General features: G+C 61.6%; 21 protein-coding genes. 7 read left to right on the forward strand and 14 right to left on the reverse strand.

Annotation, left to right across the window (positions count from 1 at the left end; translation table 11 throughout):
- The first annotated feature begins 327 nt into the window (after positions 1-327).
- On the forward strand, positions 328-1,890 hold the full coding sequence (locus ACVOLI_RS04795) for an EAL domain-containing protein (RefSeq protein WP_481533743.1): 1,563 nt from the start codon (positions 328-330) through the stop codon (positions 1,888-1,890).
- A gap of 81 nt (positions 1,891-1,971) precedes the next feature.
- Here the strand turns inward: ACVOLI_RS04795 and ACVOLI_RS04800 are convergent, their stop codons facing one another.
- Positions 1,972-4,248: an FdhF/YdeP family oxidoreductase gene (locus ACVOLI_RS04800; RefSeq protein WP_481533744.1), complete on the reverse strand. Its 2,277-nt coding sequence runs from the start codon at positions 4,246-4,248 to the stop codon at positions 1,972-1,974.
- A gap of 320 nt (positions 4,249-4,568) precedes the next feature.
- Positions 4,569-5,411 carry a formate dehydrogenase accessory sulfurtransferase FdhD gene (fdhD, locus tag ACVOLI_RS04805; protein WP_481533745.1) on the reverse strand — a complete coding sequence of 281 codons (843 nt, stop codon included), beginning with the start codon at positions 5,409-5,411 and terminating at the stop codon, positions 4,569-4,571.
- Between the two features lie 199 nt (positions 5,412-5,610).
- Between fdhD and ACVOLI_RS04810 the strand changes: the two genes are divergently transcribed.
- Together ACVOLI_RS04810 and ACVOLI_RS04815 are read left to right on the forward strand one after the other, a co-directional pair.
- Positions 5,611-6,336 carry a lysoplasmalogenase gene (locus tag ACVOLI_RS04810; protein WP_481533746.1) on the forward strand — a complete coding sequence of 242 codons (726 nt, stop codon included), beginning with the start codon at positions 5,611-5,613 and terminating at the stop codon, positions 6,334-6,336.
- 86 nt (positions 6,337-6,422) lie between these two features.
- Complete coding sequence (locus ACVOLI_RS04815; protein WP_481533747.1) at positions 6,423-6,983, forward strand: dihydrofolate reductase family protein; 561 nt, start codon at positions 6,423-6,425, stop codon at positions 6,981-6,983.
- Positions 6,984-7,110: 127 nt separating this feature from the next.
- Here the strand turns inward: ACVOLI_RS04815 and ACVOLI_RS04820 are convergent, their stop codons facing one another.
- From ACVOLI_RS04820 to msuE, 3 genes are all read right to left on the reverse strand, one after another.
- A complete protein-coding gene (locus tag ACVOLI_RS04820; protein ID WP_481533748.1) occupies positions 7,111-8,139 on the reverse strand; it encodes a methionine synthase in 1,029 nt (342 codons plus the stop codon).
- Positions 8,140-8,168: 29 nt separating this feature from the next.
- A complete protein-coding gene (locus ACVOLI_RS04825; RefSeq protein WP_481533749.1) occupies positions 8,169-9,152 on the reverse strand; it encodes a DUF1852 domain-containing protein in 984 nt (327 codons plus the stop codon).
- A gap of 74 nt (positions 9,153-9,226) precedes the next feature.
- Positions 9,227-9,814 (reverse strand): FMN reductase, encoded by a 588-nt coding sequence (gene msuE / locus ACVOLI_RS04830; RefSeq protein ID WP_481533764.1) that lies wholly within the window; start codon positions 9,812-9,814, stop codon positions 9,227-9,229.
- Between the two features lie 128 nt (positions 9,815-9,942).
- Here msuE and ACVOLI_RS04835 point away from each other — a divergent pair, with 128 nt between their 5' ends.
- From ACVOLI_RS04835 to ACVOLI_RS04850, 4 genes are all read left to right on the forward strand, one after another.
- Entirely contained in the window at positions 9,943-10,869 is a 927-nt protein-coding gene (locus ACVOLI_RS04835; protein ID WP_481533750.1) for a LysR family transcriptional regulator, read from the forward strand.
- Positions 10,870-10,987: 118 nt separating this feature from the next.
- The gene (locus ACVOLI_RS04840; protein WP_481533751.1) at positions 10,988-11,830 is read left to right on the forward strand and encodes a methylenetetrahydrofolate reductase; all 843 of its coding nucleotides are present in this window, start codon (positions 10,988-10,990) and stop codon (positions 11,828-11,830) included.
- 94 nt (positions 11,831-11,924) lie between these two features.
- A complete protein-coding gene (locus ACVOLI_RS04845; RefSeq protein WP_481533752.1) occupies positions 11,925-12,632 on the forward strand; it encodes a response regulator transcription factor in 708 nt (235 codons plus the stop codon).
- 101 nt (positions 12,633-12,733) lie between these two features.
- Entirely contained in the window at positions 12,734-14,152 is a 1,419-nt protein-coding gene (locus tag ACVOLI_RS04850; protein ID WP_481533753.1) for a sensor histidine kinase, read from the forward strand.
- A gap of 64 nt (positions 14,153-14,216) precedes the next feature.
- Here ACVOLI_RS04850 and ACVOLI_RS04855 read toward each other — a convergent pair whose 3' ends face one another.
- The 9 genes from ACVOLI_RS04855 to ACVOLI_RS04895 form a co-directional block, all read right to left on the reverse strand.
- On the reverse strand, positions 14,217-14,531 hold the full coding sequence (locus ACVOLI_RS04855; protein WP_481533754.1) for a hypothetical protein: 315 nt from the start codon (positions 14,529-14,531) through the stop codon (positions 14,217-14,219).
- 566 nt (positions 14,532-15,097) lie between these two features.
- Positions 15,098-15,616 (reverse strand): fimbrial protein, encoded by a 519-nt coding sequence (locus ACVOLI_RS04860; RefSeq protein WP_481533755.1) that lies wholly within the window; start codon positions 15,614-15,616, stop codon positions 15,098-15,100.
- Between the two features lie 9 nt (positions 15,617-15,625).
- Positions 15,626-16,117, reverse strand: a complete 492-nt coding sequence (locus ACVOLI_RS04865; protein WP_481533756.1) for a fimbrial protein — start codon at positions 16,115-16,117, stop codon at positions 15,626-15,628.
- Positions 16,118-16,127: 10 nt separating this feature from the next.
- The gene (locus ACVOLI_RS04870; RefSeq protein WP_481533757.1) at positions 16,128-16,634 is read right to left on the reverse strand and encodes a fimbrial protein; all 507 of its coding nucleotides are present in this window, start codon (positions 16,632-16,634) and stop codon (positions 16,128-16,130) included.
- An 11-nt stretch (positions 16,635-16,645) separates the two neighbouring features.
- The gene (locus ACVOLI_RS04875) at positions 16,646-17,731 is read right to left on the reverse strand and encodes a fimbrial protein (protein ID WP_481533758.1); all 1,086 of its coding nucleotides are present in this window, start codon (positions 17,729-17,731) and stop codon (positions 16,646-16,648) included.
- Positions 17,728-20,406, reverse strand: coding sequence for a fimbria/pilus outer membrane usher protein (locus tag ACVOLI_RS04880; protein WP_481533759.1), 2,679 nt, complete (start codon positions 20,404-20,406; stop codon positions 17,728-17,730). The genes ACVOLI_RS04875 and ACVOLI_RS04880 overlap by 4 nt, the downstream gene beginning before the upstream one ends.
- 87 nt (positions 20,407-20,493) lie before the next feature.
- Positions 20,494-21,240 (reverse strand): fimbrial biogenesis chaperone, encoded by a 747-nt coding sequence (locus tag ACVOLI_RS04885; protein ID WP_481533760.1) that lies wholly within the window; start codon positions 21,238-21,240, stop codon positions 20,494-20,496.
- Positions 21,241-21,298: 58 nt separating this feature from the next.
- Positions 21,299-21,874, reverse strand: coding sequence for a fimbrial protein (locus tag ACVOLI_RS04890; protein ID WP_481533761.1), 576 nt, complete (start codon positions 21,872-21,874; stop codon positions 21,299-21,301).
- Positions 21,875-22,324: 450 nt separating this feature from the next.
- Positions 22,325-24,479, reverse strand: a 2,155-nt coding sequence (locus tag ACVOLI_RS04895; RefSeq protein ID WP_481533762.1) for a YadA family autotransporter adhesin, incomplete at its 5' end; no start/stop codon positions are given.

A 24,479-nucleotide genomic window follows, 5' to 3' on the forward strand; every position in this document is an offset into this window, starting at 1 on the left:
GACTGGCCATTCCCGGTTTGCTGCGCAGCGGCCGGGCAATGTGCTCGATGGGATGGTGCTACGGGATCTGCGTCGGACAGGTTGCTTGCCGAAACTATGGCTGCGGTTGGTCCAACAGATTGCGTTCCGCGGGGGGGCACAAGTTCCCGCTTGGACACGTTGTTGCCCGCGGCCTCGGGCCTGGTGCCAGGGCAGATGCTGGAACCGTGCGCGCTGCGCTATTGACCGAACCGAGGCACGCTGTTCGCACAAGGCCACTGCCGGCGCCGCATGGCGCCTTTGCGGTACGCTGTCGGAACTGGACGCATGCCGACACGGCGGAGTTGCATGAGAAGGAAATCGGTACTGCTCGCCGCCGGCGTCCTGGCAATAGCGGCGGGTGTTCTTCCATTGATCGGAGTGTCATGGGTGCAGCGCGAGCAGGCGCTGGGCGCACAGCAACAGCACCTGGACGATGTTGCTGCATCCACTGCAAAGCGCACCGAACGTACACTCGATGATGCCAAGCGCGCACTTGTACGCGCAGGCAGCATTGGTCCTACCGACTGCTCGCCCGCACACCTGAAGATGATGGGCCAGGTGGTTGCCGACGCGCGCAGCATTGAGGACCTGGGCTATTTCGTGGACGGAGAACTGGTATGCACCCGGCTTGGCGTGATATCGCCGCCGGTGCCGGCCGGTGATGCGGACCTGGATCTTGGCGACGGCAGCACGCTTTCGTATGCCGAGTTGCCGAGGTTGTTCAGGGGGGAGCCCCGGGTCGAGGTCCGACGCGGCGATTACGGGGTGCTGATTACCCCGGGCCGGCTTACCGACCTGGTGATCACTACGCAGGTCGTGTACGGCATTGCCAGTCGTGACGGGCGGGTTCTCGAAGCCTCTGGCGTCGTCCAGCCGCAGGTGATTCAGATGCTGCTTGCGGGCAACCAGCCGGGCACTGGCGGTCAATACGCATTTTCCTCCCGGCCGGTGGCTGGCCTCGTTGCCTTTGCGTTGACTGACACCGCGCTAACCGGGGCCACCGCAGGCTTGGAATGGCGTTACCTGCTTCCCATCGGCGCGGCAATCTCGCTGATACTGATCGGCCTCATCATCTGGGTGTCGAGGCAGCAACTGTCGCCGGCGAAGACGCTGGAGTTGGCGATCAGGAACAGGGAATTCGTGGTTCATTACCAGCCCATCATCAACCTGGCCAATGGACGGTGCATCGGAGCCGAAGCGCTGGTCAGGTGGCAGCGACCAGGTACGCCGATAGCTTCCCCGGACCAGTTCATTCCGCTGGCGGAGGCAACCGGTCTCATCTCACCGCTGACCGACCTGGTAATCGATGTGGGTGTGGCAGAGATGGGCCACTACCTGCGCGGACAGGAAGATGCCCATCTCTCAATCAATATCCCCGCCAACGAAATGGAGAGCGGGTGTTTCCTTCATGGTTTGAATGCAGCGGTAGCGAAGGCAGGTCTCCGGCCGCAGCAGATCTGGTTGGAGATCACCGAACGCGGCTTCATCAATGCAACAGCGGCTGCCGCGGTAATCGGCAATGCGCGCTCCCTCGGCTATCGGGTCACCATTGATGACTTCGGCACCGGCTATTCGAGCCTCTCCCTGCTTGAAGGCCTGTCGCTGGACGCACTCAAGATCGACAAGTCCTTTACCTGCGTCATCGGTGCTGATGCCGCGCAGAGCATCGTTGCTGATCACATCATCAACATGGCGCATGCACTGAAGCTGACGGTCATCGCCGAAGGGATCGAGACGCTGGAGCAAGAAGCCTATCTGAAGCATTCCGGTGTGCAGTTCGGGCAGGGCTGGCTCTACGCGAAGGCGCTTCCCATCCACCAGTTCCTGGCCTTCACGGCAGTGAAGGGGGTTTCGGTAGCCGAAACCTGACGTCGCACGGAATAGCAACGCGGCTTGAAGCCGCCGGCCTGACAGTCTTCAACCATCACGCGTCCGAAGGCGCGAGCGTGGCTACGCCAAGCTGATGTGCACCGGCACTGATTTGTAGGAAGGCGTGCCACTGGCAGGGTCGATGTAGCTCAATGGGATAAGGCAGTTCCCTTCCGGGTAATACGTCGCTACCGAGCCACGGGAAATCTGGTAGCTGACGGCAATGACGTTTTCCAGAACCCTGTCGTCCTCGTTGTCCAGCGCCGTCCTGATACGGATCCGATCCCCTTGCTGGATCCCGCGCTCGCTCATGTCTGCTTCGTTCATGAACACGACATCGCGGCGGCCGAAGACGCCCCGGTAGCGATCATCGAGGCTGTAGATCGTGGTGTTGTACTGGTCGTGGCTGCGGATGGTGGCCAGCCTCAGTACTGCGTTGTCGACGGGTTTCGGGTCTTCAGCCAGTCCCGGGAAGCGGAGGAACTCGGCCTTGCCCGATGCGGTGCGCCAGATGCGTTCGGTAGGTGGCAAAGGCAGGCGGAAGCCACCGGGAATCCGGATCCTGGCGTTGTAGTCCGAAAAATCGGGGAACACCGCTTCGATGGCTTCGCGTATCAGGTCATAGTCGGCCATCATTTCCATCCACTGCACGCGACTCGATGGCAGGGTTGCGTTGGCGATGCCAGCAACGATTGCCGGCTCCGAACGCAACTGCTCAGAGGCGGGTTTCAGCTTGCCCCGCGATGCATGCACCATCGACATCGAATCTTCCACGGTGACCGCCTGCGGCCCGGTGGCTTGAATGTCCAGCTCGGTTCGGCCGAGGCAGGGCAGGATGAAAGTGTTCTTGCAGACCAGCAGATGACTACGATTGAGCTTGGTCGCAACGTGTACCGACATCTCCAGGTTACGCATGCCAGCAAAACAGGCGTCGCCATCAGGTAGCGCGACTGCCAGATTTCCGCCGAGGCAGATCAGGACGGTCGAGCGGCCTTCGATGATGGCCTGCATCGCAGCAACGGCATCGTGGCCATGCTCGCCTGGCGCGCGGAAGCCGAACCGCTTTTCGATTCGGTCGATCATCGCGACGCTGGGCTTTTCGGTGATGCCGACGCTGCGGTCCCCCTGCACATTGGAGTGCCCACGTAATGGACAGATTCCCGCGCCGGGCTTGCCGAAGTTGCCACGCAGGAGCAGCAGGTTGGCAATCTGCTGGACATTCCTGGTGCCCGTGCTGTGCTGGGTGATCCCCATGCCGTAGGTGATGATGGTGGCGTTGGACTTGGCATAGGCCTGGGCGACCTTGCGCAGGTCGTCCTCAAGCAAGCCTGATTCGGACACGATTCCGTCCCAACTCGCCGCCTGCAGGTCTTTGGCGAGGGCGTCGAATCCCCGGGTGTGTTCTTCAATGAACGCGCGATCCAGAATGCCGGCGTTTCCGCCCTCGGCAGCGTCCATCTCCAGCAGGGCCTTCATGATGCCTTTCAGTGCGGCGGCATCGCCGCCTATGCGCGGCTGCAGATAGGAAGAGGCGATCTCCGTTGCCCCGAGCGTCGCCATCTCCAGCGGGTCCTGCGGATCGGCGAAGCGTTCCAGGGCGCGTTCGCGCAGTGGATTGAGCACGATGATGGGAGCGCCGCGGCGTGCAACCTCATGCAGCGTACCCATCATGCGGGGGTGGTTGGTCCCCGGATTGTGTCCGATGGAAATGATCAGCTCGCAGGCGTCGAAATCATCCAGGGAGACGGTGCCCTTGCCGATCCCAATCGATGACGGCAAGCCAACACTGGTGGCTTCGTGACACATGTTGGAGCAGTCAGGGAAATTGTTCGTCCCGAATTCACGAGCGAAGATCTGGTAGAGGAAAGCAGCCTCGTTGGAGGCGCGCCCGGAGGTGTAGAACTCGACCATGTTCGGGTCTGGCTGTTCGCGCAGGATCTGCCCTATCCGGCTGAGCGCCTCATCCCACTCCACCGCCTCATAGATGTCCTTGTCCGGGTTATAGGCCAAGGGATGGGTCAGGCGCCCTTGGTCTTCCAGCTGGAAATCTGTCATTTCCAGAAGTGAAGAAACGGTATTTGCCGCGAAGAACTCGGGGGTGACCCGCTTCTTGGTGGCTTCCCAGGTCACGGCCTTCGCGCCGTTCTCGCAGAACTGGAAGGTCGAGGTGTGCTTGCGGTCAGGCCACGCGCAGCCGGGGCAATCGAAGCCTTCCGGCTTGTTGGTCCGGAACAGCGTGATCGCAGCTTCCGGGGCGGCCATCTGATCACTGATCGCCTTGGCCGTTGCCCGCAGCGCCCCCCAGCCGCCTGCCGGAGCATCGTATTTGCGAATACCGGGGACGTCCTTCTCGCTCATGGTGATGTCTCACTCTTGTATTGGCACATCAAGGAAGGGGAGGGACAGCCTGAATCCGTGGTCCGGCCAGGACGATCCGATCTGGTCACTTGCGATGCGGGCCTGAAAGGCTGCTTTTGGCCAGCAACGCAGAATCAAGTCGAGACGAAGTGATCATCAAGCGGACCTCCCGGGTGGTAGCAACCGGACTTCATCCCGGTCAACGCGGCACTCCGAGCCATGGTTGCAACACTGAGCGTATGAATGTTGGCTTCATGTGATTTCCAGAACGGGCTTCTCTGGCTTTGGCCTGTTCGCTGCCTCCTATGCCTCGGCATTCCCTAGTCAAATCCAAGCAATCGCTCTGGATGTGAGTACACGTTGAATCGGTCACGGCGGGCGAAACCGATCAGGCAGATGCCGGCCGCGCTCGCCAGGTCGATGGCAAGTGCTGTCGGCGCGGAAACGGCAGCAACAACCGCCATGCCAGCGTGCGCCGCCTTGCTCACCATTTCATAACTGGCCCGGCTCGATATGAGAACCAGGCCGGCGTCGGTCGATACGGAACCACGCCGCAGGCCGCCCACCAGCTTGTCCAATGCATTGTGCCGGCCGACATCTTCGCGAACATGCGTGATCCGACCATCCGCCTGCACCCAGGCCGCAGCATGGGTGGACCCGGTAGCCACGTTCATGGGCTGCATTCTGGGAAGCGACGACAGGGCCAACCGCAGTGAAGCAAGCGGAAAGGTCGAGGGCCTCTCGATTGGCGGTATAAGCCGCATGACGTCCTCCAGCAGTCGTGCGCCACACAAGCCGCAGCCGCTGCGGCCAGGTAATGCACGGGCAGAAGCGGCTTGCAGGGAGGCAGCAGGTGCTGTGCTGGCCACCTGCATGCGAAGTTCGACGCCTTCGATGCAGGGGCTTACCTCGATCTCGATCAACTCGGCCGCATCGGTGATCAGACCTTCGGTCAGCGAGAAGCCCAGCGCCAGGTCTTCAAGATCTGAAGGTGTGGTCATCATTACCGAGAAGGGCACACCGTTGTAATGCATCGCAACGGGCACTTCCTCGGCTACGCTGTCGACGATGGTGCTCCGCTCCCCCTTGCACCAGCGGAGTGTTCGTCTCGCGGCGACTCCCGGAGGCATTTCGTCGGCAGCAGTTGGATCGACTCTGGACATGCGGGCGGCGACCTGACGGCGTGGCTGGGCGATGTGGAGTTCTGGAGCGTGCGTCCTGGGTCGAAGAATAGCGCAAGCATGTGATGGGCGTGCCCAGGCGGGTGCGACACCATGTAACGCCCATCGGTCGGGTCGGTTGCCTATCAGGTGCTGGCCAAGGCAAGCTTGGTGAATCGTCGGCGGGGAAATTGTTTGCCCCATGGCTGCCATGAAGCAGCCGACAGCATCCGCCTTTTATAAAAGCGTTGGGGAAACGCAGACCACCATGGTGACCACAACAGGCTCCACAATCGTCGTTTGCCTTGCTGCCTGTGCCGTCCTGGTCCTCTGCGAGTACCGTGGCTGGAAGCTTGGCAAAGTTTTGCTGAAGATCCTCGCCAGTACGGCATTCCTGGCCTTGGCACTTCAGCTCGACGCGACAGCATCTGCCTATGGTCAATTGATCCTGGTCGGACTGGGGCTTGGGTGGGTAGGGGACGTCTTGCTGCTGTCCCAGAAGAGCCAGCTTTTCCTGCTTGGCTTGGCCAGCTTCCTGCTTGCGCATGTGGCTTATGCGATAGCGTTTGCATCGCTGCCCTTTGCCAGCACGACGCTGGCGATAGCGTTCGCCGTCATCGGCTGTCTTGGAATCGCGGTAATCGCGTGGCTCTGGAGCTATTTGAAAGCCTTTTATCGCGTCGCGGTTGTGGCGTACGTGATAGCTATCGTTGCCATGTGCGCCCTGGCGATCGCCGCAAGCGCTGCCTCCGGAACGTGGCGGCTTGCAGTTGGTGCGGTGATGTTCGCGATCTCCGACATCGCTGTTGCCCGCAATCGTTTCGTCGCACCGGGTGCCAGCAACAAGCTCTGGGGACTGCCCCTCTACTATGTTGCCCAGATCATCCTCGCCTCGTCAGTTGCCGGAGTGCAAGCAAGCGCAGGCTGATTGCGACAGGGATACCAGCCCGGTACTGCAATGCGTCCGCCGACGAGCGACAATCCAGTGGAACGCCCAACCATGAGCACGCTCGCATGGGACTTCTGACCTTCAGCCTGAACATCACCCTGGACGGTTGCATCGACCATCAGGAGGGCATCGCCGACGACGAGACACACGCCTTCTTCAGTCGCCTTATGGATGAAGCCGGGGCGATGCTCTGGGGACGGGTCACCTACGAGATGATGGAGAGCTACTGGCCGGCAGTTGCTCGCGGCGAAGTGGAAGCCACGCAGGCGATGCGTGACTGGGCGATCGGGCTGGAGGTCAAGCCGAAGTACGTGGTGTCGTCGGTGCGAACAGCGTTCCCTTGGACCAACAGCCACCACATCGGCGGGGACTTGCGCACGAGCGTGCAGAAGCTCAAGGAGGCGACGCCGGCTGGCGTGCTGCTCGGTAGCGGCATGCTCGCTACCGAGTTGGATCGGCTGGATCTGATCGACGAGTACAAGTTCCTCGTTCACCCCAGGATTGCCGGGCACGGCCCGACGCTTTACCAGCGCGGGCTGGCCAAGACGCGACGGCTGGAGTTGGTTTCATCGACGCCGTTGCACAACGGCGTAGTTGCCGTGCACTACCGGCGTGCGCGCGGCTGACCATGGCCTGCAACGTAACGCAAAGTCTTTGCAATCTGGCGAATACCCGAAGCTGGCCCGGAAGCCAGCTTTTGGCGGCCGCCAAATCCTTGTCCCGGGTGCGCTGCGCTTACCCGGGCTACGTAGTTCAGGCCACTAGTTCGCGACGAACGATCTCTGCCCCGGCACTGAGTGCATGCAACTTGCCTCTGGCCACTTGCCGAGGCAGCGGTGCCATACCGCAATTGGTGGACGGATAGAGCTTGTCCGCATCCACGAACTGCAGTGCCTTGCGCAGGGTACTCGCTACATCCTCTGGGGTTTCAATGATGTTGCTGGCCACGTCGATTGCACCCACCATCAACTTCTTGCCGCGTACCAGCTCGATCAGATCAATGGGAACATGCGAGTTCTGGCATTCCAGCGAGATGATGTCGATATTGGACTGTTGCAGCTTCGGGAAGGATTCCTCGTACTGACGCCACTCCGAGCCCAGGGTCTTCTTCCAATCAGTGTTGGCCTTGATGCCGTAGCCGTAGCAGATGTGTACGGCGGTCTCACACTTGAGTCCTTCGATGGCGCGTTCGAGTGCGGCAACGCCCCAGTCATTGACTTCATCGAAGAAGACATTGAAGGCCGGTTCGTCGAACTGGATGATGTCGACGCCCGCTGCCTCCAGCTCCCTGGCTTCTTGATTGAGGATTCTGGCAAACTCCCAGGCAAGCTTCTCGCGACTCTTGTAGTGATCATCGTAGAGCGTATCGATCATCGTCATCGGCCCAGGCAACGCCCATTTGATCGGCTGCCTGGTCTGCTGGCGCAGGTACTTGGCATCTTCGACGAAGACCGGCTTCTGCCGGCTGACGGCGCCCACGACGGTTGGCACGCTGGCGTCGTAGCGGTTGCGGATCCGTACCGTCTCGCGTTTTTCGAAGTCAACACCATCCAGGTGCTCGATGAAGGTGGTGACGAAGTGTTGGCGGGTCTGCTCACCATCGCTGACGATGTCGATTCCTGCCTGCAACTGTTCGTGCAGCGATAGACGCAGGGCATCCTGCTTGCCTTCAAGCAACTCTTCGTCCTGCAGCTTCCACGGTGACCAGAGCTTCTCGGGCTGGGCAAGCCAGATGGGTTTTGGCAGGCTGCCGGCGGTTGAGGTAGGCAACAATTTCTTCATGGCGGGTAGATTCATTTTCCTTGGAGTGATCAGAGCGGGCAGGCAGCGGCCCACCGTTCCAGCGTCTGCCGGTGCGGCTTGATGAAATGCTCTTCGGTGAAGCGTCCTTGCTTGATCGCCAGCTGACTGCGTTCTTCACGGTCATAGACAATCTTTGTCAGGGAGTAGTCCTGGTGCTTCAGGCTGGGCTGGTAAACACTTCCTGCCGCAGAGTTGGCGTTGTAGATCTCGGGCCGGTAGATCTTCTGGAAGGTCTCCATCGTGCTGATGGTGCCGATCAGCTCCAGGTCGGTGTAGTCGCCCAGCAGGTCACCAAAGAAGTAGAACGCCAGCGGCGCAACGCTGTCCGGCGGCATGAAGAAGCGGACCTGCATTCCCATCTTCGCGAAGTATTGATCGGTTGAGGAAAGCTCGTTCTGCAGGTACTCCACGCCGAGCGCGGGGTGGTGATTGGCGGTGCGGTGGTAGATCTTGCTGCTGGATGCGCTGATGCAGATCACCGGCAGCTTGTTGAAGTTCTCCTTGTAAGCGCGCGAATTCACGAAGTGCTTGAACAGCTTTCCGTGCAGGTCGCCAAAATCATCCGGTGTGGAAAAAGCTGTCCGGTTGCTGTTGTAGTCCGGCAACAGCACACTGAAATCATAGTCACGCACGTAGGACGAGAAATTGTTGCCAACGATTCCTTCGATGCGTGTCTTGGTCTGACGGTCAACGATGCTTGTCTTCAGTATCTCGATCAGCGGAAATGCATCGGTCTGGCCTGCGCCCGGTACGTCCATCTCGGCCGAGATGATCTCAAGCTCAACGGAATAGCGGTCTCCCATCGGGTTGTCCCAACCGGCAAGGCTGTTGAACCGGTTGTCTATCATCCTCAGCGTATTGCGCAGGTTTTCCTGGCGACTGTTGCCCCTGGCCAGATTGGCGAAGTTGGTTGTCAGCCGCGTACTGTCCAATGGCTGGTAGTTTTCATCGAAGCGGATGCGCTTGAGGCTGAATTCAAAACTGTCTTTCATGGCGGTGCACTACCGTAGGTTCTGCGGATAGGGGCCGGCACAGCGCTGCGCTGATGCGGCAGGGGAGTTCGCTTTCAGGCAGCGACGATGGCTCTGGTGGGGCGTGCTTCGGTGCCGCGTGTCAGCTCGATGACCGGCAACGCGCGTTGAACCGCCAGCCTGGCCCGTTCAAGCAGCTCCGCGTTGTGCAGCGTGTGACCGGCAAAGTCCCTGTCGGTCGCGTACACGCCCAGCGGCAAGGTTCGTGCCTGGAAGAAGCTGAAAAGTGGCCGCAGCTGGTGGTCGATCATCAGCGCATGGCGCTCGCTACCGCCGGTGGCGGCCAACAAAACCGGCGTGTCGATCAATGCGTCCTGATGGATAAAGTCGAAGAAGTGCTTGAAGAGTCCCGTGTATGAGCCGCGATAGACCGGCGTCGCCACCACCAGCACATCCGCCTGCTCGACTGCTGCCAGTCCGAGTTCCACCGTATCGGGCAGTTCGCTGCGTCTGACCGTGCCGGCCATGTGCCGGGCTAGCTGGCCCAGCTCGACGAGCTGGGTTTCGCAGTGAACCTCGGCTGCAATCAGCTTCGACAGATGCTCGCCCAGGGCTGCGGCCTTGGAGGGGCGCTGCAGCCCGCCGGAAACGGCGACGACGCGAAGTGGGGGAGGGTGTGTCATTTCTGCCTTCATGGCGGCTGGATCGTCAGTCAGCTGAATGGAGCAGCTGGTGAGGTTCGATCCTAGTTACAGATTTCCATGAGGTAAAATGGTTTAATTTCACGATTCCATGAAGAAAATTCATTCACATGCTTGAGCGCATCCATCTGAGCATCGTCCAGCAGGTCGAAAAGCAGGGCTCGTTGACTGCGGCCGCGGGCGTGTTGAACCTGACCCAGTCAGCCCTCAGCCATAGCATCCGCAAGCTGGAACAGCAGCTGGGTACCGACATCTGGCTGCGCGAAGGTCGAAGCCTGCGGCTCACCCAATCCGGGCAGTACCTGTTGGCGGTGGCCAACCGGGTGTTGCCACAGCTGGACCTGGCCGAAGAGCGCCTGGGTCAGTTCGCGCAGGGTGAGCGCGGTGCACTGCGCATCGGCATGGAATGCCACCCCTGCTACCAGTGGCTGCTCAAGGTGGTATCGCCCTATCTGGCTGATTGGCCGGACGTGGACGTGGACGTCAGGCAGAAGTTCCAGTTCGGTGGTATCGGTGCGCTGTTCGGCTACGAGATCGATCTGCTGGTCACGCCCGACCCCTTGTTCAAGCCGGGCCTGAAGTTCGAGCCTGTGTTCGACTACGAGCAGGTGCTGGTCGTGGCCAAGGACCATCCATTGGCGTCGGCGGCTTACGTGAAGCCGCAGCAGTTGGCCCGCGAGGTCCTGATCAGTTATCCGGTGGACATCGAGCGCCTGGATATCTACAGCCAGTTCCTGCTGCCGGCAGGCATCACTCCCCTGCGGCACAAAGCCATCGAAACCACCGACATCATGGTGCAGATGGTGGCCAGTGGCCGCGGCGTGGCCGCGCTGCCACGCTGGTTGGTGGAAGAATATGCAAGCAGGATGGACGTGGTGCCGGTGCGGCTGGGCGCACGCGGGATCGCCAAACAGATCTTCCTCGGCGCGCGTGAAACGGACACCAGCATCGATTACGTGCGCGCCTTCATCGAGCTGGCCCGGCACTCAACCGCTGTGGCTGCCTCGACTATTGGGCAGGAGCAAGCAACCAGATAGGTTGGTTGAACCCCGAGCAATAACGTCATGGAACCACGCCTTGCCTCGCCCGTTCGATCAGAGCGCGTGGGGGGCTGAATCGAAAGCCACCACTGCAATACCTTTGAATCATCCCGTCATGCATAGCCTTCCGAACAACATCACTGCTGGCTACTCGTTGGAAGTTGGCGCCAAGGCCATTCCAGCGCTGACTGCAGCTGCTGCCCGGATAGCGCCCGGCTCAACCATTTTCATTCCCTACCTGCCGGGTGAAGACAATGCCGCCCGACTGGCCGCTGCCGCGACAGTTCGCGGATTGGGCTTTGAGCCCCAGCTGCATATACCGGCGCGCCGAATCGCCTCGCTCGCTGAGCTGGAGTCGTTCATCGCCCGGGCGGTCCATGAGGCGGGTGTGGAGCGTTGCTTCGTGATTGCCGGGGATTCGCCCAGCCCCAAGGGACCGTTTGCCGATAGCGCGTCATTGATTGAAACCGGTGTGCTGGAACGCTCAGGCATCAAGCTTGTTGGCGTGGCCGGGCATCCTGAAGGTCACCCGGTGATGAGTGAAAGCCAGCGCTGGCAGGTGCTCGAACGAAAGTGCAGCAGCATCGAGAACCGTGGCATGGCACCGCTGATCGTCACCCAGTTTGGCTTTGATGCCGACATCGTGTTGAGGTGGCTGGCCGCGCTGCGCGAGCGCGGCATCGGTCAGCCAGTGCGGGTAGGGGTGCCAGGCCCAGCAGGGATTGCCGTGCTCGCGCGCTATGCGGCGATGTGTGGTGTCAGTGCAAGCGCGTCGATCTGGTCCAAGTACGGCATCTCGATCGGCAAGCTGTTTGGAACGGCCGGGCCGGATCGGTTTGTTGAGCGCCTGGCCCGCGGGCTGACGGAAGCGCATGGAACCGTAAGCCTGCATATCTTCCCGTTTGGCGGCATCGACCAGTCCCTGGAATGGGTTGAGCACTACCGCAACCAGCGCTGATGGCCGCTACGACGCGGCTTTGCGGCTCTCGGGATGAAATGACGTGGCCAACGGCAGGTGCGATCATGCGCGCTTGTCACCGCGTAGAGACGGCATGCAGGAGCAAGCAAAAAAACTGTCCGTAATGGTGGTGGAGGACGACGATGAACTGCGCGAGAAGATCCTTGTTCCCGGGCTGAGGCAGGCGGGCTTCGAGGTCCATGGCGTGAGCTGTGCAATGGACTTGTACCGGGCGTTGAGTCTCCGTCCCCATGATCTGTTCATCGTGGACGTCGGCCTGCCGGATGAGAGTGGCTTCATGGTCACGCAGCATCTGCGCAAGCTTGGTGATGTGGGCATTGTGATGCTGACCGGTCGGCGCGGCTCGGAGGACCACGTTCGCGGGCTGGAAGAGGGGGCGGACGCCTATCTCTCCAAGCCGGTGAATATCGATGTGCTTGCCGCCACAGTGCGCAGCGTCCTGCGGCGGACGTCACCGGGTATGCACACACCCCTTCCGCGTGATCCAGCCCGGGCAGGATGGGGCTTGATCGCACAGGGCTGGCGCCTCTTGTCGCCTTCGGGGACAGAGGTGGCCTTGTCCGAGGGGGAGCGCCTGTTCCTTGTCATGCTGGATGACGCCAACGGAGGCGTGGTGGCACGGGACCTTGTCCTCCAGCATCTGGGCAGCGGAGGAGAGGACTTCGATCTCCACCGCCTTGAAATGCTGATCCATCGCCTGCGACGCAAGGTCCACGCCACGACCGGAAGCGAGTTGCCGCTTACCACGGTCCGCGGGATCGGCTATCTCCTGCTCCTGTAGACAATCTCTGCCTTCGGCAGTCCGGCTCCGCGCCCTTTGCAGAGTTGCTGGCAACTGTTCCATCCTAATGTCGGACGGAGAGAAAGGCGAAGAGATCAGGGATGGACAAGAAACTGTCGGTGCCAGCTGAAAGCGTGTGGGGCGTCGGCCCGCGGCTATGGCGGGGCTTGCTGGAATGGTTGCGTGACGTACCCATCGCCGATCCGGTCAATCGGCGCAATGCGCCCATGCTCCAGCTGATCGCCTTTCTTCTGGCGGCATTGCCGGCGGCGGCCTGGTGTTACCGGGCATTCCTGGTGGACATTCCCTGGCGACCCGGTGAAGTGACCAGCATGGTGCTGAGCCTGTCCGTGATCTGCGTTTCGGCGATGAGCTTCTTCCTCATTCGCAAGGGGAAGTTTGAGGCCGCAGCATATGCATTGCTATGCATCTTCAGCGTGACCTTGATTCCTGCGTATTTGAGCTCCGGCTTTGGAGCGCAGCGTTTTGATCAACCCGTACTGGCGATCTGGCTGGCTATCGCGGCGCTGATTGTCGGGCGCGTGGCGCTGTGGTTGATGTTCCTGTGCATCACCATGGCCTTCTTCCTGGGCATATGGGTCGACATTGGCCGTCAGGGGGAAGCGGCTGCGCTTCTGGGCGACGCTGCCTTCAGTACAGCGATGTTCCTGATGATCGCGGTCGTACTTGACCGAAGTTCGGCAGCGCTGCGTGAGAGCTTTCTCGAGGCAAGACGGCGCGGGGACGCGCTGGATACTGCCAACCAGCGTCTGAGCGAAGAAATGGCTGAGCGCGAGAGGACCTTCGCGCAGCTGGTCCAGGCACAGAAGATGGAGGCCGTCGGCAGGCTTGCAAGTGGCGTCGCCCATGACTTCGGCAACGTCCTGGCGGTTGCAGGCGGCTACGTACACAGCGGTCTACGCAGCGATGATGGCGTGCGGATGCGCGAGTCCCTGATTGGCGTGGATTCGGCGCTGGCACGTGCCAATCTGATGACGCGCAGGCTGCTGTCCCTGGTGCACCATGAGGATGGGATCGAGGAGTGGTTCGAGCCCGGTGAAGCGTTGAAGGCGCTCCTGCCAATGGTGCGGCAGTTGATGGGACCGGAGGTGAACGTTGACATGGAACTGGAAGCTGATCTGCCGCCTGTGTTCTTCGACCGGATGCAGTTCGACCTGATGGTCCTCAACGTGGCCGCGAACGCGGATCACGTGATGCCCGCTGGTGGCGACTTCACTCTGCGGGCACGAAACGATGGCGGTCGTTTTGTGCTGGATCTTGCTGACACCGGCACAGGCATGGAGGCAGAAGTGTTGGCACGCGCTTTCGAGCCCTTCTTTACCACCAAGCCCCGGGGGCAGGGCAGCGGGCTTGGTCTGTCCGTTGTGCAAGACCTGCTCGTGCGTGCGGGGGGAAGTGTCAGCGCGCACAGCGATGTTGGCATCGGAACAACGGTTTCCATGCACTTTGCCAGCGACCTCGCAGATGCTCCCGACACAGTGCCCGAAAGCGGGCGGTGAGCGCGATCGTCCACCGGCCCGGTGCCTGCTTCGGGAATCCGCACCTGCTCGCCAGCAATGCGGATTACGAGATGTAGGCGACCAGTCGTTTGCCTATGGCTGCCACCATGCTGGAGAGAAGGTCGACGTCCGCTGGCTGCTGCAGGTCCAGCGCCCGCTTCAACGATGGCGTGGGAATGCTCAGGCTTCTCGCCAGCGCCTCGTGGGTGACCCGGCTTCGAACCATTTCATTGTGCACCAGCACCTTGAGGGACTCGCCTGCCGACAGATTGATGTTGACACCCTTGCTGGGCTTGGTCCGCGGCAATGGAACCGGCATTCCTGCGTGGAATCTTCTTCGTATCTCTGATCTCAGCGCGGAACCCAGGATCTTCTCCATGTGAGCTGCACTCGAAGTGGCAATCTCTGGCCAGTCCGTCAAACAGATCACGGGTTTGGGGGACTGATCTTCGGCTCTGACTGGGTATACGAACATATACAGGTTCGGGCGACGCAGCTGGATCGGCTGCGCGGACCTCATGTGGCGGGACGATGATCCTGTGCCTGAATCTATTGATCGAGTCCCTGTATTGCACGCACCAATATTCACCCATCAAGTGAATATTGGTGAGTTGGTTCCGGTGCGTTTCATATGATCCCTGATATGTCACGTCCCCAGATCAGCACGGATCTCGCCGGTCACTGCCACCGGACCTACGCAGGTTCCGTGATCCGTGGCCGTCGCAGAAGAGGGCGGTTCAATGGGAACTGCGCGGCGAGATCTCCTGCAAGTGGGGTCCCCAAGGAGCGCTGCAGCTGGGTTTAGCTGCAGTCGGCGACTATCGTTGCGACGCTGCAAGCGCCAAATCCAGGTGGCAACTGCTCGAAGCGGCCACTGCTTGCTGAAGAAGCCATGAAGCTTGGATAAGAAGACATGGCCACCAGTCTGCTGCGGCCAGACACAGGCTACAGGTAAGAAATCAGAATTTGTGCAACAGCAACCACGGTGCCGCTGCTGGCCTGCTGACCGTTGAGGTGCCAGTAGGCGGCTTGCAGATCCAGTGCAGCACGGCCATCAATCACCGTTACAACGCGGCTGCTGTCGGTGCCGTCGGCGCGTAGCGTTTGGCCGTCTGCGGTCTGGAGTTCGATTGCCACACCCGTCGCGTTGCCGAGGTTCTGATAGCGGAATGAATCGCTGGGATCAGCATTGCCGTTGAAGGCGAACCCAAGCTGGGTGACGCCCGCCGAACAGCCCTCCAGCACCAGTTGGAAGGGCGTGTGGCCGGCCGCGCCGCTGACAGGCAGGTCGCGCAGATCAATGGCGTCCAGTTGAACGCTGCGGTTGCCGTCGCCCACCGCCCAGCGACAGGTGGGCGGCAGGATGTCACCTGTCATATCGAAACCCAGGGATTGGGCATGGACGCCGGCGTAGCCAAACAGGAACAACGCTCCCACGCAGGCGATGGAGAAGAGTCGTGGCATCGGCAGGGCTCAGTTGTAGGTGACCTGGATCGTCACCGCAGAGCGCACGCTGCCAGCGGCGACCACTGCTGCGGTCTGGCGGAAGCGTGCGCGCAGCATATAGTTGGTCGCGCCGGAAGCGGCGACGTAGTTCACGTTCGTGCCGGAAGGACGAATCGCCAGACCACCTGGGTTCTGCATCTCGATGCCGATGCCGGCAACGCCTCGGAAGTGCGCACTATCTGCAGCGTCGGCAGTGCCGGACACGTTCATGTGAATCACCGTCACCAAGGGGTCGCAGCCGGTGGAGCGTACAGGCACATCCACCCATGTTTTGGTCGTGCCGACGGCGGTGAACTCGGTGGCATAGTAGGTGCCAAGATCCACATCCGCGGCGGTGAAGCGGCAAACGCCGGGCAGGATGTTGCCAGTCAGGTTGAAGTTTACCGTTTGCGCTTGCGCGGCTTCGGCGAGCAATGACAGGCCGGCTATCAGTAGAAGAGAACCAAGTTTCAGGCGCATCGTGATGTCCTCAGTTATAGGTGAATTGGATGGTGATGGGCGTGCTGACCGTGCCGGCAGTCAGTGTCGGGCGGGTCTGTACGAAGCGTGCAAACAAGTTGTAGCTCGCACCAATGGATGCCCGCGACCAGTCGAACGTGGTCACGTTGGGGACGACCCGCTGGCTGCTGCCATTGACTAGTTCGATGGCGACACCACTGGCCGTGGTATTGCGCACAGCGAAGTAGTTGCTGTTGTTGCCATCGGCCACACCACTGAAACGCATGTGGATGTTGGTGATATCCGTGGTGCAGTTGCTGGAGGTCACCGTCACCTGCCGCCACGCCGTGGTGGTGCTGCCGGTGAAAGCCGTCGCCTGGTAAGTGCCAAGGTCGACACTGGGCACCGAGAAGCTGCATGTACCGGGCTGGAACCGCCCGGTGAAACGCACAGTGAGGTCTTGCGCAGCAGCGACGCCGGGCAGGACGCCGCATAGCAGGAGGCAGGTTACGGCCAGATGCCTTGAGAGCGTGGACATCATCCTTTCCCCTATTCGTAGATCAATGTCACCGTCGCTGCGCCGTTTGCCTGGCCGGACGTCGGTGTTGTGCCGGTCTGGTAGTACCGTGCACGCAGGTTGAGGGTGTAGCTCGCATTATTGGTTGCGGTCAGTGCCAAGCCGGACGCACGGTTGCTGCCATAGGTGATTGGGTTGCTGTTGCCATCTGCCATCTGGATGCCAATACCGGTGGCGGTCTGGTTGACGCCATCCGGCTGCAGCGCCATCACGCCCTGCGTTGGATTGACGATGGACGTCACTGGATTGATGCGGTAACGGATCTGATTTGCAGTCCTGTTCAGCATTGAAACCCCATCGTCGTTGGTGAGATTCCTGCGGTGGGCATCGTAAAAACCTGGGCAACTATTGAGCCGGATTGGCACGTTGACCCAGTTTGTGCCGGAACCAACACCCGACAACACATTCATCTGATGGGTTCCAAGGTCTACGGTGACATCGGGCGTCGAGCAGGTGCGCGAGACGATGTTGAGAGATCCCGTGAAGCTTCCCAGCAACATGCGGATGGTGTTGTCACCAAGCTCAACGTACTCGAACGTCGGCAGGTCGGAGCCACGGATCGTCCCTGCGCCGACGTCACCGATTTTGATCAAACTGATGTCAAATGCCGTGGCGGCTAGTAGTGTGGTCGGAATGTTGAAGGTGTCGGTCGCCGTGGTCGGCAGAGCATTTCCTGCCCACCACACGACCGCACCGATGCCCGGTACCGACGTCAGATAGACGCGGCGCCCGTAGGTTGGGTGCACATAGTCGGAGAGACCATAGGGGTTGTTGGTGTACCGACGCGCGCGCGTATACGTGCCCGGCTGGCAGTGGATGTTTGCCGGTCGATTGGTATTGAAGGTGGCCTGATAGATCTCCGTGCCCACAGGGACATCGCGGCCGACGGTGATCGAACCGGTAATGCTAGTCACTGCCCGGATGAAGGTCGGCGTCTCCGCAGTGTAGGCACAAGTGCCGGCGTAAGCTATCGGGCTGAGCAAAGAGAGAAGCCCGAGCAGCGCCGAACCCAGCCACACTGCCTTTTGGTCGAACCAGAGTTTTAACCAAAGGATCATGGTGTTCTCCGCATGGAGGTGTCGGCATCGCTGCCTTCAGGTGTCATGTCTTGATCGTTGTTGACGCAGGGCAGGTCGAGCGTCTCGTAATCCATCTGCTTGCTGCCTTTTCGGTCGTCCGGTAGATGAACGTCGAGCCGGCAGGATTCTGCTGCCGTATCCCCCCAGCGCACAGTGATGGCACCGCTGTGCTGCAACCCATTGACGTGCAAACGACTCGCCTGGCCGGCCACACCGACGGAGTTGCCGGCGGCGTCCAGCACGTCGGCACCGAAGGGCACCGGTCGCCCATCCGGCAGACGCGTCTGGATGATCAGCGCACGCCCGCTGCGGGTGTCGTAACGCAGGGACACGACTGCGCCTGCACGCGGTGCCACGCGACGCGTTGTCTCGGCGATTTCTACGCCGATATCGGTGCCCTTGGGATCCAACGTGATGGTGTTCAGTTCGTAGGGCATCAGGTAGGGCACCACCGCATACCCGCGGCGATCCACCTTGGCCCCCTGGCCGTTTTCCACATGCGCGCCGGCAGCGTCGGGGGCATGGATCAGACCGATGGTTTCGCCCAGCGGCGGTGCCAGGGTGATACCACCGCCGTGCAGCACCAGCCCGCCGGTGATGCCACCGCTCAGCTGTTGATAGCCAGAGCCCCGGCTGTAACCTGCAGCAAACTGCGACAGGCTGCCGTTGTACTGCGCGGTCAGGTCATAGGCGCCGTTGTTGTTGCTCTCGCTGAGCGAGGCGCCATACGCCAAGCGATGCTCTGGGCCAGCGGCACCAGCCAGCGACAAGCTGCGGCTTTCACCGCCATCGCGCGAATGGTTGAACATGCCGGTCGCGGTCGGCGCGCCGGCAGCACGGCCCAATGGCACTGACACGGTGAAGGACAGGCGTGTGTCACGTATCGCGTTGGTCGGCGCCTGTGTCTGGCGCATACCGGGAATGTCCAGCCAGTTATTGGTATCGTGCTGCACCACGCTGTCGCGGGTGCGCTGCACGGACAGGCTGTAACTCAGCGACTTCCAGCTGTTGTTGTAGCCTGCGGAGAACTCGGTCTCATTGCCACGGCGGCCCCAGAAGTCCCGGATCGAACCGTTGACGAACAACAGGCCAGCGCCTTCGCCCAGCATCTGGTTGACACTGAGGTCCATCCTGCTGCGCTGCCGGCGAAGGCTGTCCACATCGTGGCCACGCGAGGTGGCGTCACGCAGTGCCACGGCATCCTGCAGGCTGACGAAGCCGCTGGTGGAATAGCGGTAGGCGGCCACCGAGAAGTCGGTGCCGCTGTTGATGAAGTTGCGGTTGTAGCCGACCCGCGCACTGACGCCCTGCGTCGCCGACTGCCCCGGTGCACGGTTGCGTGCCTGGGTAAGGTCGGCCGACAGGGCACCGACGGGGGTGTTCCAGGCGCCGCCCATCAGCGCAGCGTGGTAGCCGTTGCTGAGGATGCTGCCGGCATAGGCCGTGGTGCTGTTGGTCAGGCCACGCTCGTAGGTGCCCTGCAGCAGCCAAGGCTGCACCTGCAGGTTGACCTCGTCGACCTTGCCTGCGGTTGCTGCCCAGCGACTGCTGCCAGGGCGCAGCAGTTGCGGCACCGCCGAGAACGGCACCGAGAAATGCTTGATGCGGCCATCGGCCTCGGTCAGCTCGACCTCCAGGTCGCCGCCATAGCCGGTGGGGTAGAGGTCATCGATGGCGAACGGGCCCGGTGCAACCGGCGTGTCATAGATCACGTAGCCGCGCTGCCGGATCACCAGGCGTGCATTGGTTTCGGAGACGCCGCGCACGATGGGGGCATAGCCGCGGCGCGACTGCGGGTCCATGCGGCTGTCGCTGCCCAGGCTGGCGCCAAGCACGCGCACACTGTCGAACAGCTGGCCGGACGTGAACGTGTCCCCCAGGATCAGCTGCGCGCGCAGCGCAGGAAGGTCGTGCTGCAGGGTGGTACGGGTTGCCTGGTAACGGCTGCGGCCGTGCCGGCTCCAGCTCAGCGAACCGGCGTGCAGGGCATGCCAGCCGCCGAGACTGAAAGTTGACTGCACGCCAAGATAGCCCGCCGTTCCCTGGTATTGACCGATGGTGCGATAAAGCTGCGCGCTGTAGTTGACGGTGGCAGCGGCAATGCCTGCGTCCCATTGCGAAGGGTCGACGTAGCCGCGTGCGTCGCGGGCGGTATACACCTGCGGCACAGAGATGCTCAGCACCTGGGTGCCGGTGTCGAAGGACACCTGGGCACCCGGAACATAGTCAGCCAGCGGCGCGCAGAAGCGCTCAGCAGGCAAGCGGCCGGGCGCTACGCCAGCGCTGCCATCAATGTTGCCGGCCGCGACCACTTTGCTCCAGTCAACGCCGTAGCCTGCCAGTGCATCAGCATCGAAGCATGCATGTGACTGGTCGCTGCCAGCAGTATCCTGGAACACAATGTCCGTGCGTGCACGCCATTGGCCATTGAACAACACGTCGCCACGATAAGTGCCCGGCGGTACATAGCCGCTGCGGGCAAAGCGCGACAGGTCCATCTTCGGCGCGGTACCGGCCGGAAAGAAATCCATGTCGAAGGTGGCGTCGTCTGCATGTGCCTGCATCGACAACACCGAGGCCACCAGCAACGGCAGTGCAGCCAGTCGTGGCAAACGGGTGAACGGACGCTTGGAGGGCTGCGACGACGCGGACATGGAGGCAGGTTCCTGAAGAAAGAGCGCACGGGGCCTGGCCGCTGGCCATCATGGCCAGCGACAGCGACGACAAACGGACAAGCGAACTCAGCGGGTCAGCGGTGCAGTGAGCGGATTGAGTGCGCCGTAGTCGTTGATGACGGTGAACTCGGCCTGCGCATCGGCGGCGATCTGGCTCACGTCCTTCAGTGGAAACAGCGCCGTGCCTTGAGGTGCGACCATGCCGCCGCCCTGGCCGCCCAGGCTTTGGCCTGCCTGCTTCAGCGCCACCTGGGCGAAGCTGACGTGGAAGGCAGTGGGGTTGCTTACCTGCAGCGCATGACCCTTGCCATCGGCGGCAGGCACCAGCTTCCAGCTCAGGCGCGGGGGGGCGCTTGCGGCGTCACCCGGAAGCCCATTGGGGCGGAAGAACAATTTGATGCGCGTGCGAAAAGCGAACTGCAACAGATTGCGATCGTCGCTGTTCTCGGCTTTGGGCGGAACTTCCAGCACGTTGATCCAGAACAGCGACTCGCGATCGCTGGGCATCGGCTGGCGGGTATGCACGATACGCACGGCCTGGCCCTTGTCGGCATCCATGCGGAAGATCGGGGGGGAGACGGTGAAGGGCACATCGGCGGTATCCGGCGTGGATGTTTCATCGCCTTGATCCAACCACACCTGCACCAGGGCGGGGCGGCTGCCTTCATTGGTCAGCTTTACAGTGATTTCACGATCATCGGCAGGGTAGACCATGCGGGTGCCTCCGATCACCACGCTTGCCTGGCTGTGCGCGCTGGCAAACAGGGAGAACGTTGCAACAACCACCATCAGGCTACGCAGATACTTGTTCATGACTCACCTCCTGAACGTGTGGCGGCAACCGCCGCCACACGCAATGGATCCGCAAGGATCAGTTGTAAACGACCGAATACACCACGTTGGTGTTGACCAGGCCCGGGGTGGAAGCGCCGTTGACGGCCAGGTAGTGCGCCTGGAACTGCACCTTGCCGGTGTTCGGGGCGACAGCGCCGATGGTGGCGTCCCACGACTGGCCCGGAACGGCCAGATTGATCGCCTGGGCAGCGTCGTCGGCCAGTTCGATCTGGACGTTGGTGGCCTCGCCGGTCAGCACGTTCTTCAGTGCGCCGGTGACCGGATCGACCTGCGTGCTGGACGGCAGGAACGACATGCTGGCGATCTTGCCGTCTTCACAGGTGCCCTGGCCCGGGCCGCCGATGATCACGTCAAACACCTTCGGGTTGGCGGTGTCGCCGGCATTGCCCAGCAGGTTGGCATTGACAGGGTCCAGTGCAACCGAGAAATTGCCGGTGCCGCCGTCGGTGCCCGAGCCGCCGGAGACGGTGCAGGTGGCGTCGTTGACCACGCCGGTGAAGGTGATGGTGCCGCCGGTGGTGGAGGCCGCGTGGGCCGAGGAGGCCAATGCCAGGGCGGCAGCTGCAGCAGATGCGATCGTGAAGTACTTCATTTGCAATCTTCCTATCAACAGTTGTGATGTATCCGCCAAGGCGGACGTGTTCATCGGGCGCGGGGGAGCGCGCGCGACGGGTGTAGGTGTGTGCAGGTCGCTTTGGCTTGTGTTGCGTGCCTTTGGACCATGCCGGGTACGGGGGATATCAACTGCAATCCGAGCGGCCTTGCACACACGACCGCAGGCTTGTGCGGTGTGGAAAGAATAGGAACCGGCAAGGGTTCGGTATATGCAAGTAGTTGCAAAGTTTCGGATAAAACCGAAATGTTTCGTGCTCTGAGTAAGAACCAATTGTGGTGACTGCTGTGAACGTGGATGCGTCCCGCGCTGCGCTGTCATAGGTATAAAAAAATGCCCGGCCATGGGGCCGGGCACGCTTTCAAATCCTGGAAAGCAACGCGGGAAAACCAAGCCCCTGACAGCTTGGTCGCTGCCAGGGGCTGTGCATCAATCACCCAGTACAACACCTACGCCGACGCGGAAGATGGCACTGTCGCCGCGGGCAACGGAGACGCCAGCGTTGACGTTGACGCGACCGTTGTCACTCCAGCGCGAGATGCCGACGCCCATCGCACTCTCGCCCCGGTAGGTCGCCATACCGGCATTCAGAACCGTCTTGCCCGGCAGGTACGGCGTTACCTGGACAAGCGCCGATGCACCGGCGATGCCGCGGTTGGCCTGGCGGTTGGCATGATCGATGCGATCGTTCACGCCGTTCCACATATCGTCCATGCGCTGGTCGGTGTAGTCCTTGGCTTCGGCCAGGCGCTGGTTGAGCTGGGAAACATTGACTGCATCGGTATCACGCACGCCGGCCGCGACATTGGTCACCTGGCGCTCACCGCCCTGGTAGCCCACGGACACGGTGTTGTCACGGTCAGCCACCGAACCAGCACCCAGTGCGACAGCGTTGTCACCCTTGGCCTCGGCATTGGCGCCTACAGCGACGCTGGTGCTGCCCGAAGCGCTGGCGCCGTTACCAGCAGCGACTGCGCTGGCACCATCCGCCTGGGCATCGGCAGCCGGCAATGGTGTCGTACCACCGCGTACCGGCGCTTCATTGCCATTGGCGTCGAAGTACGGGTTGTCGCCACCACCGCCACCGCCGTTGTTCTCGATGTTGGTCACGCGGTTGTCGATATCGCCGATCTGGCTCTGCAACTGGTCGCGCAGGGCGGCAATCTGGCCGCCGTTGACCGCGTCGCGGCTGCCGGACTGGATGCGGCCGTCCGCCACATTGGTCAGCACGGTGCCATTGGCGCCGGCAAAGGTCACCTGGCCACGGTTGCTGTCGGCATCGTAGGTCACTGCGTCCAGCGTCTGCCCACCGGCATCCACCAGACCCGCTGCCTTCAGCTGTGCGAGATTGACGGCTTCATCGTCTTCGGTTGCATCGGCCACATTTTTCAGCTTTACCGGCTGGGTAGCGTTCTTGCCGCCCAGGGTGATGCTGTCCATCGCATCGCTGTCGTAGACCACTGCATTGCGCGTATTGCCATCGGCATCGATCAAGCCAGTCGCCTTGAGCTGGGACACGTTGACGGCATCGCTGTCATCGGTACCTGCTGCTACGCCGGTGACCACGCGGTCGCCTGCGGTGCCTGCCATCGACACGCGCGTGCCATCGGTGGCGGCGGCAATGGTGATGTCGCGACTGACGGCATCCTGGCGCACCAGTCCGATGCTGCCGTCGTTGAAGCCAGCCTCCAGGTTGGTCACGCGGCCATCGATGTTGGTGATGTTGCTGGTGTTCTGCGCAACCTGCTCATTGGTGGCATGCAGCTGCGAACCGTTGACGGCTTCCTTGCTGTCTTCGGACACATCGCCATCAGCCACGTTCTTCAGCACGGTGCCATTGGCGCCGGCAAAGCTGACCGCACCCTTGTCATCGGCATCGTAGACCACTGCATTGAGCGCATTGCCATCGGCATCGATCAAGCCAGTCGCCTTGAGCTGGGACACGTTGACGGCATCGCTGTCATCGGCACCTGCCGCAACGCCGGTGATCACGCGGTCGCCTGCGGTGCCGGCCATCGAAACGCGCGTGCCATCGGTGGCCTCGGCAATGGTGATGTCGCGACTGACGGCATCCTGGCGAACCAAACCGATGCTGCCGTCGTTGAAACCCGCCTCCAGATTGGTCACGCGGCCGTCGATGTTGGTGACCTGGTTATCAATGTTGGCAATGTTGGTGGTGTTCTGCGCAACCTGCTCATTGGTGGCATGCAGCTGCGAACCGTTGATGGCTTCCTTGCTGTCCTCGGATACGTCGCCCTCGGCCACGTTCTTCAGCACGGTGCCATTGGCGCCAGCAAAGCTGACCGCGCTCTTGTCATCGGTGTCGTAGACCACTGCATTGAGCGTATTGCCATCGGCATCGATCAAGCCAGTCGCCTTGAGCTGGGACACGTTGACGGCGTCGCTGTCATCGACACCTGCTGCCACGCCGGTGATCACGCGATCACCCGCCGTGCCAGCCATCGACACGCGAGTGCCATCGGTGGCCTCGGCAATGGTGATGTCGCGACTGACGGCATCCTGGCGAACCAAACCGATGCTGCCGTCGTTGAAACCCGCCTCCAGATTGGTCACGCGGCCGTCG

The sequence above is a fragment of the Stenotrophomonas sp. STEN029 genome, from assembly GCF_056760015.1.

Bases quoted from the DNA above. Each gene is read 5' to 3' on its own strand.
- ACVOLI_RS04885 (WP_481533760.1), bottom strand. From the start codon at position 21,240: ATGAACAAGTATCTGCGTAGCCTGATGGTGGTTGTTGCAACGTTCTCC.
- ACVOLI_RS04835 (WP_481533750.1), top strand. From the start codon at position 9,943: ATGCTTGAGCGCATCCATCTGAGCATCGTCCAGCAGGTCGAAAAGCAG.
- ACVOLI_RS04795 (WP_481533743.1), top strand. From the start codon at position 328: ATGAGAAGGAAATCGGTACTGCTCGCCGCCGGCGTCCTGGCAATAGCG.
- fdhD (WP_481533745.1), bottom strand. From the start codon at position 5,411: ATGTCCAGAGTCGATCCAACTGCTGCCGACGAAATGCCTCCGGGAGTC.
- ACVOLI_RS04875 (WP_481533758.1), bottom strand. From the start codon at position 17,731: ATGATCCTTTGGTTAAAACTCTGGTTCGACCAAAAGGCAGTGTGGCTG.
- ACVOLI_RS04850 (WP_481533753.1), top strand. From the start codon at position 12,734: ATGGACAAGAAACTGTCGGTGCCAGCTGAAAGCGTGTGGGGCGTCGGC.
- ACVOLI_RS04845 (WP_481533752.1), top strand. From the start codon at position 11,925: ATGCAGGAGCAAGCAAAAAAACTGTCCGTAATGGTGGTGGAGGACGAC.
- ACVOLI_RS04880 (WP_481533759.1), bottom strand. From the start codon at position 20,406: ATGTCCGCGTCGTCGCAGCCCTCCAAGCGTCCGTTCACCCGTTTGCCA.
- ACVOLI_RS04800 (WP_481533744.1), bottom strand. From the start codon at position 4,248: ATGAGCGAGAAGGACGTCCCCGGTATTCGCAAATACGATGCTCCGGCA.
- ACVOLI_RS04870 (WP_481533757.1), bottom strand. From the start codon at position 16,634: ATGTCCACGCTCTCAAGGCATCTGGCCGTAACCTGCCTCCTGCTATGC.
- ACVOLI_RS04840 (WP_481533751.1), top strand. From the start codon at position 10,988: ATGCATAGCCTTCCGAACAACATCACTGCTGGCTACTCGTTGGAAGTT.
- ACVOLI_RS04865 (WP_481533756.1), bottom strand. From the start codon at position 16,117: ATGCGCCTGAAACTTGGTTCTCTTCTACTGATAGCCGGCCTGTCATTG.
- ACVOLI_RS04810 (WP_481533746.1), top strand. From the start codon at position 5,611: ATGGCTGCCATGAAGCAGCCGACAGCATCCGCCTTTTATAAAAGCGTT.
- msuE (WP_481533764.1), bottom strand. From the start codon at position 9,814: ATGACACACCCTCCCCCACTTCGCGTCGTCGCCGTTTCCGGCGGGCTG.
- ACVOLI_RS04815 (WP_481533747.1), top strand. From the start codon at position 6,423: ATGGGACTTCTGACCTTCAGCCTGAACATCACCCTGGACGGTTGCATC.
- ACVOLI_RS04825 (WP_481533749.1), bottom strand. From the start codon at position 9,152: ATGAAAGACAGTTTTGAATTCAGCCTCAAGCGCATCCGCTTCGATGAA.
- ACVOLI_RS04820 (WP_481533748.1), bottom strand. From the start codon at position 8,139: ATGAAGAAATTGTTGCCTACCTCAACCGCCGGCAGCCTGCCAAAACCC.
- ACVOLI_RS04855 (WP_481533754.1), bottom strand. From the start codon at position 14,531: ATGGAGAAGATCCTGGGTTCCGCGCTGAGATCAGAGATACGAAGAAGA.
- ACVOLI_RS04860 (WP_481533755.1), bottom strand. From the start codon at position 15,616: ATGCCACGACTCTTCTCCATCGCCTGCGTGGGAGCGTTGTTCCTGTTT.
- ACVOLI_RS04890 (WP_481533761.1), bottom strand. From the start codon at position 21,874: ATGAAGTACTTCACGATCGCATCTGCTGCAGCTGCCGCCCTGGCATTG.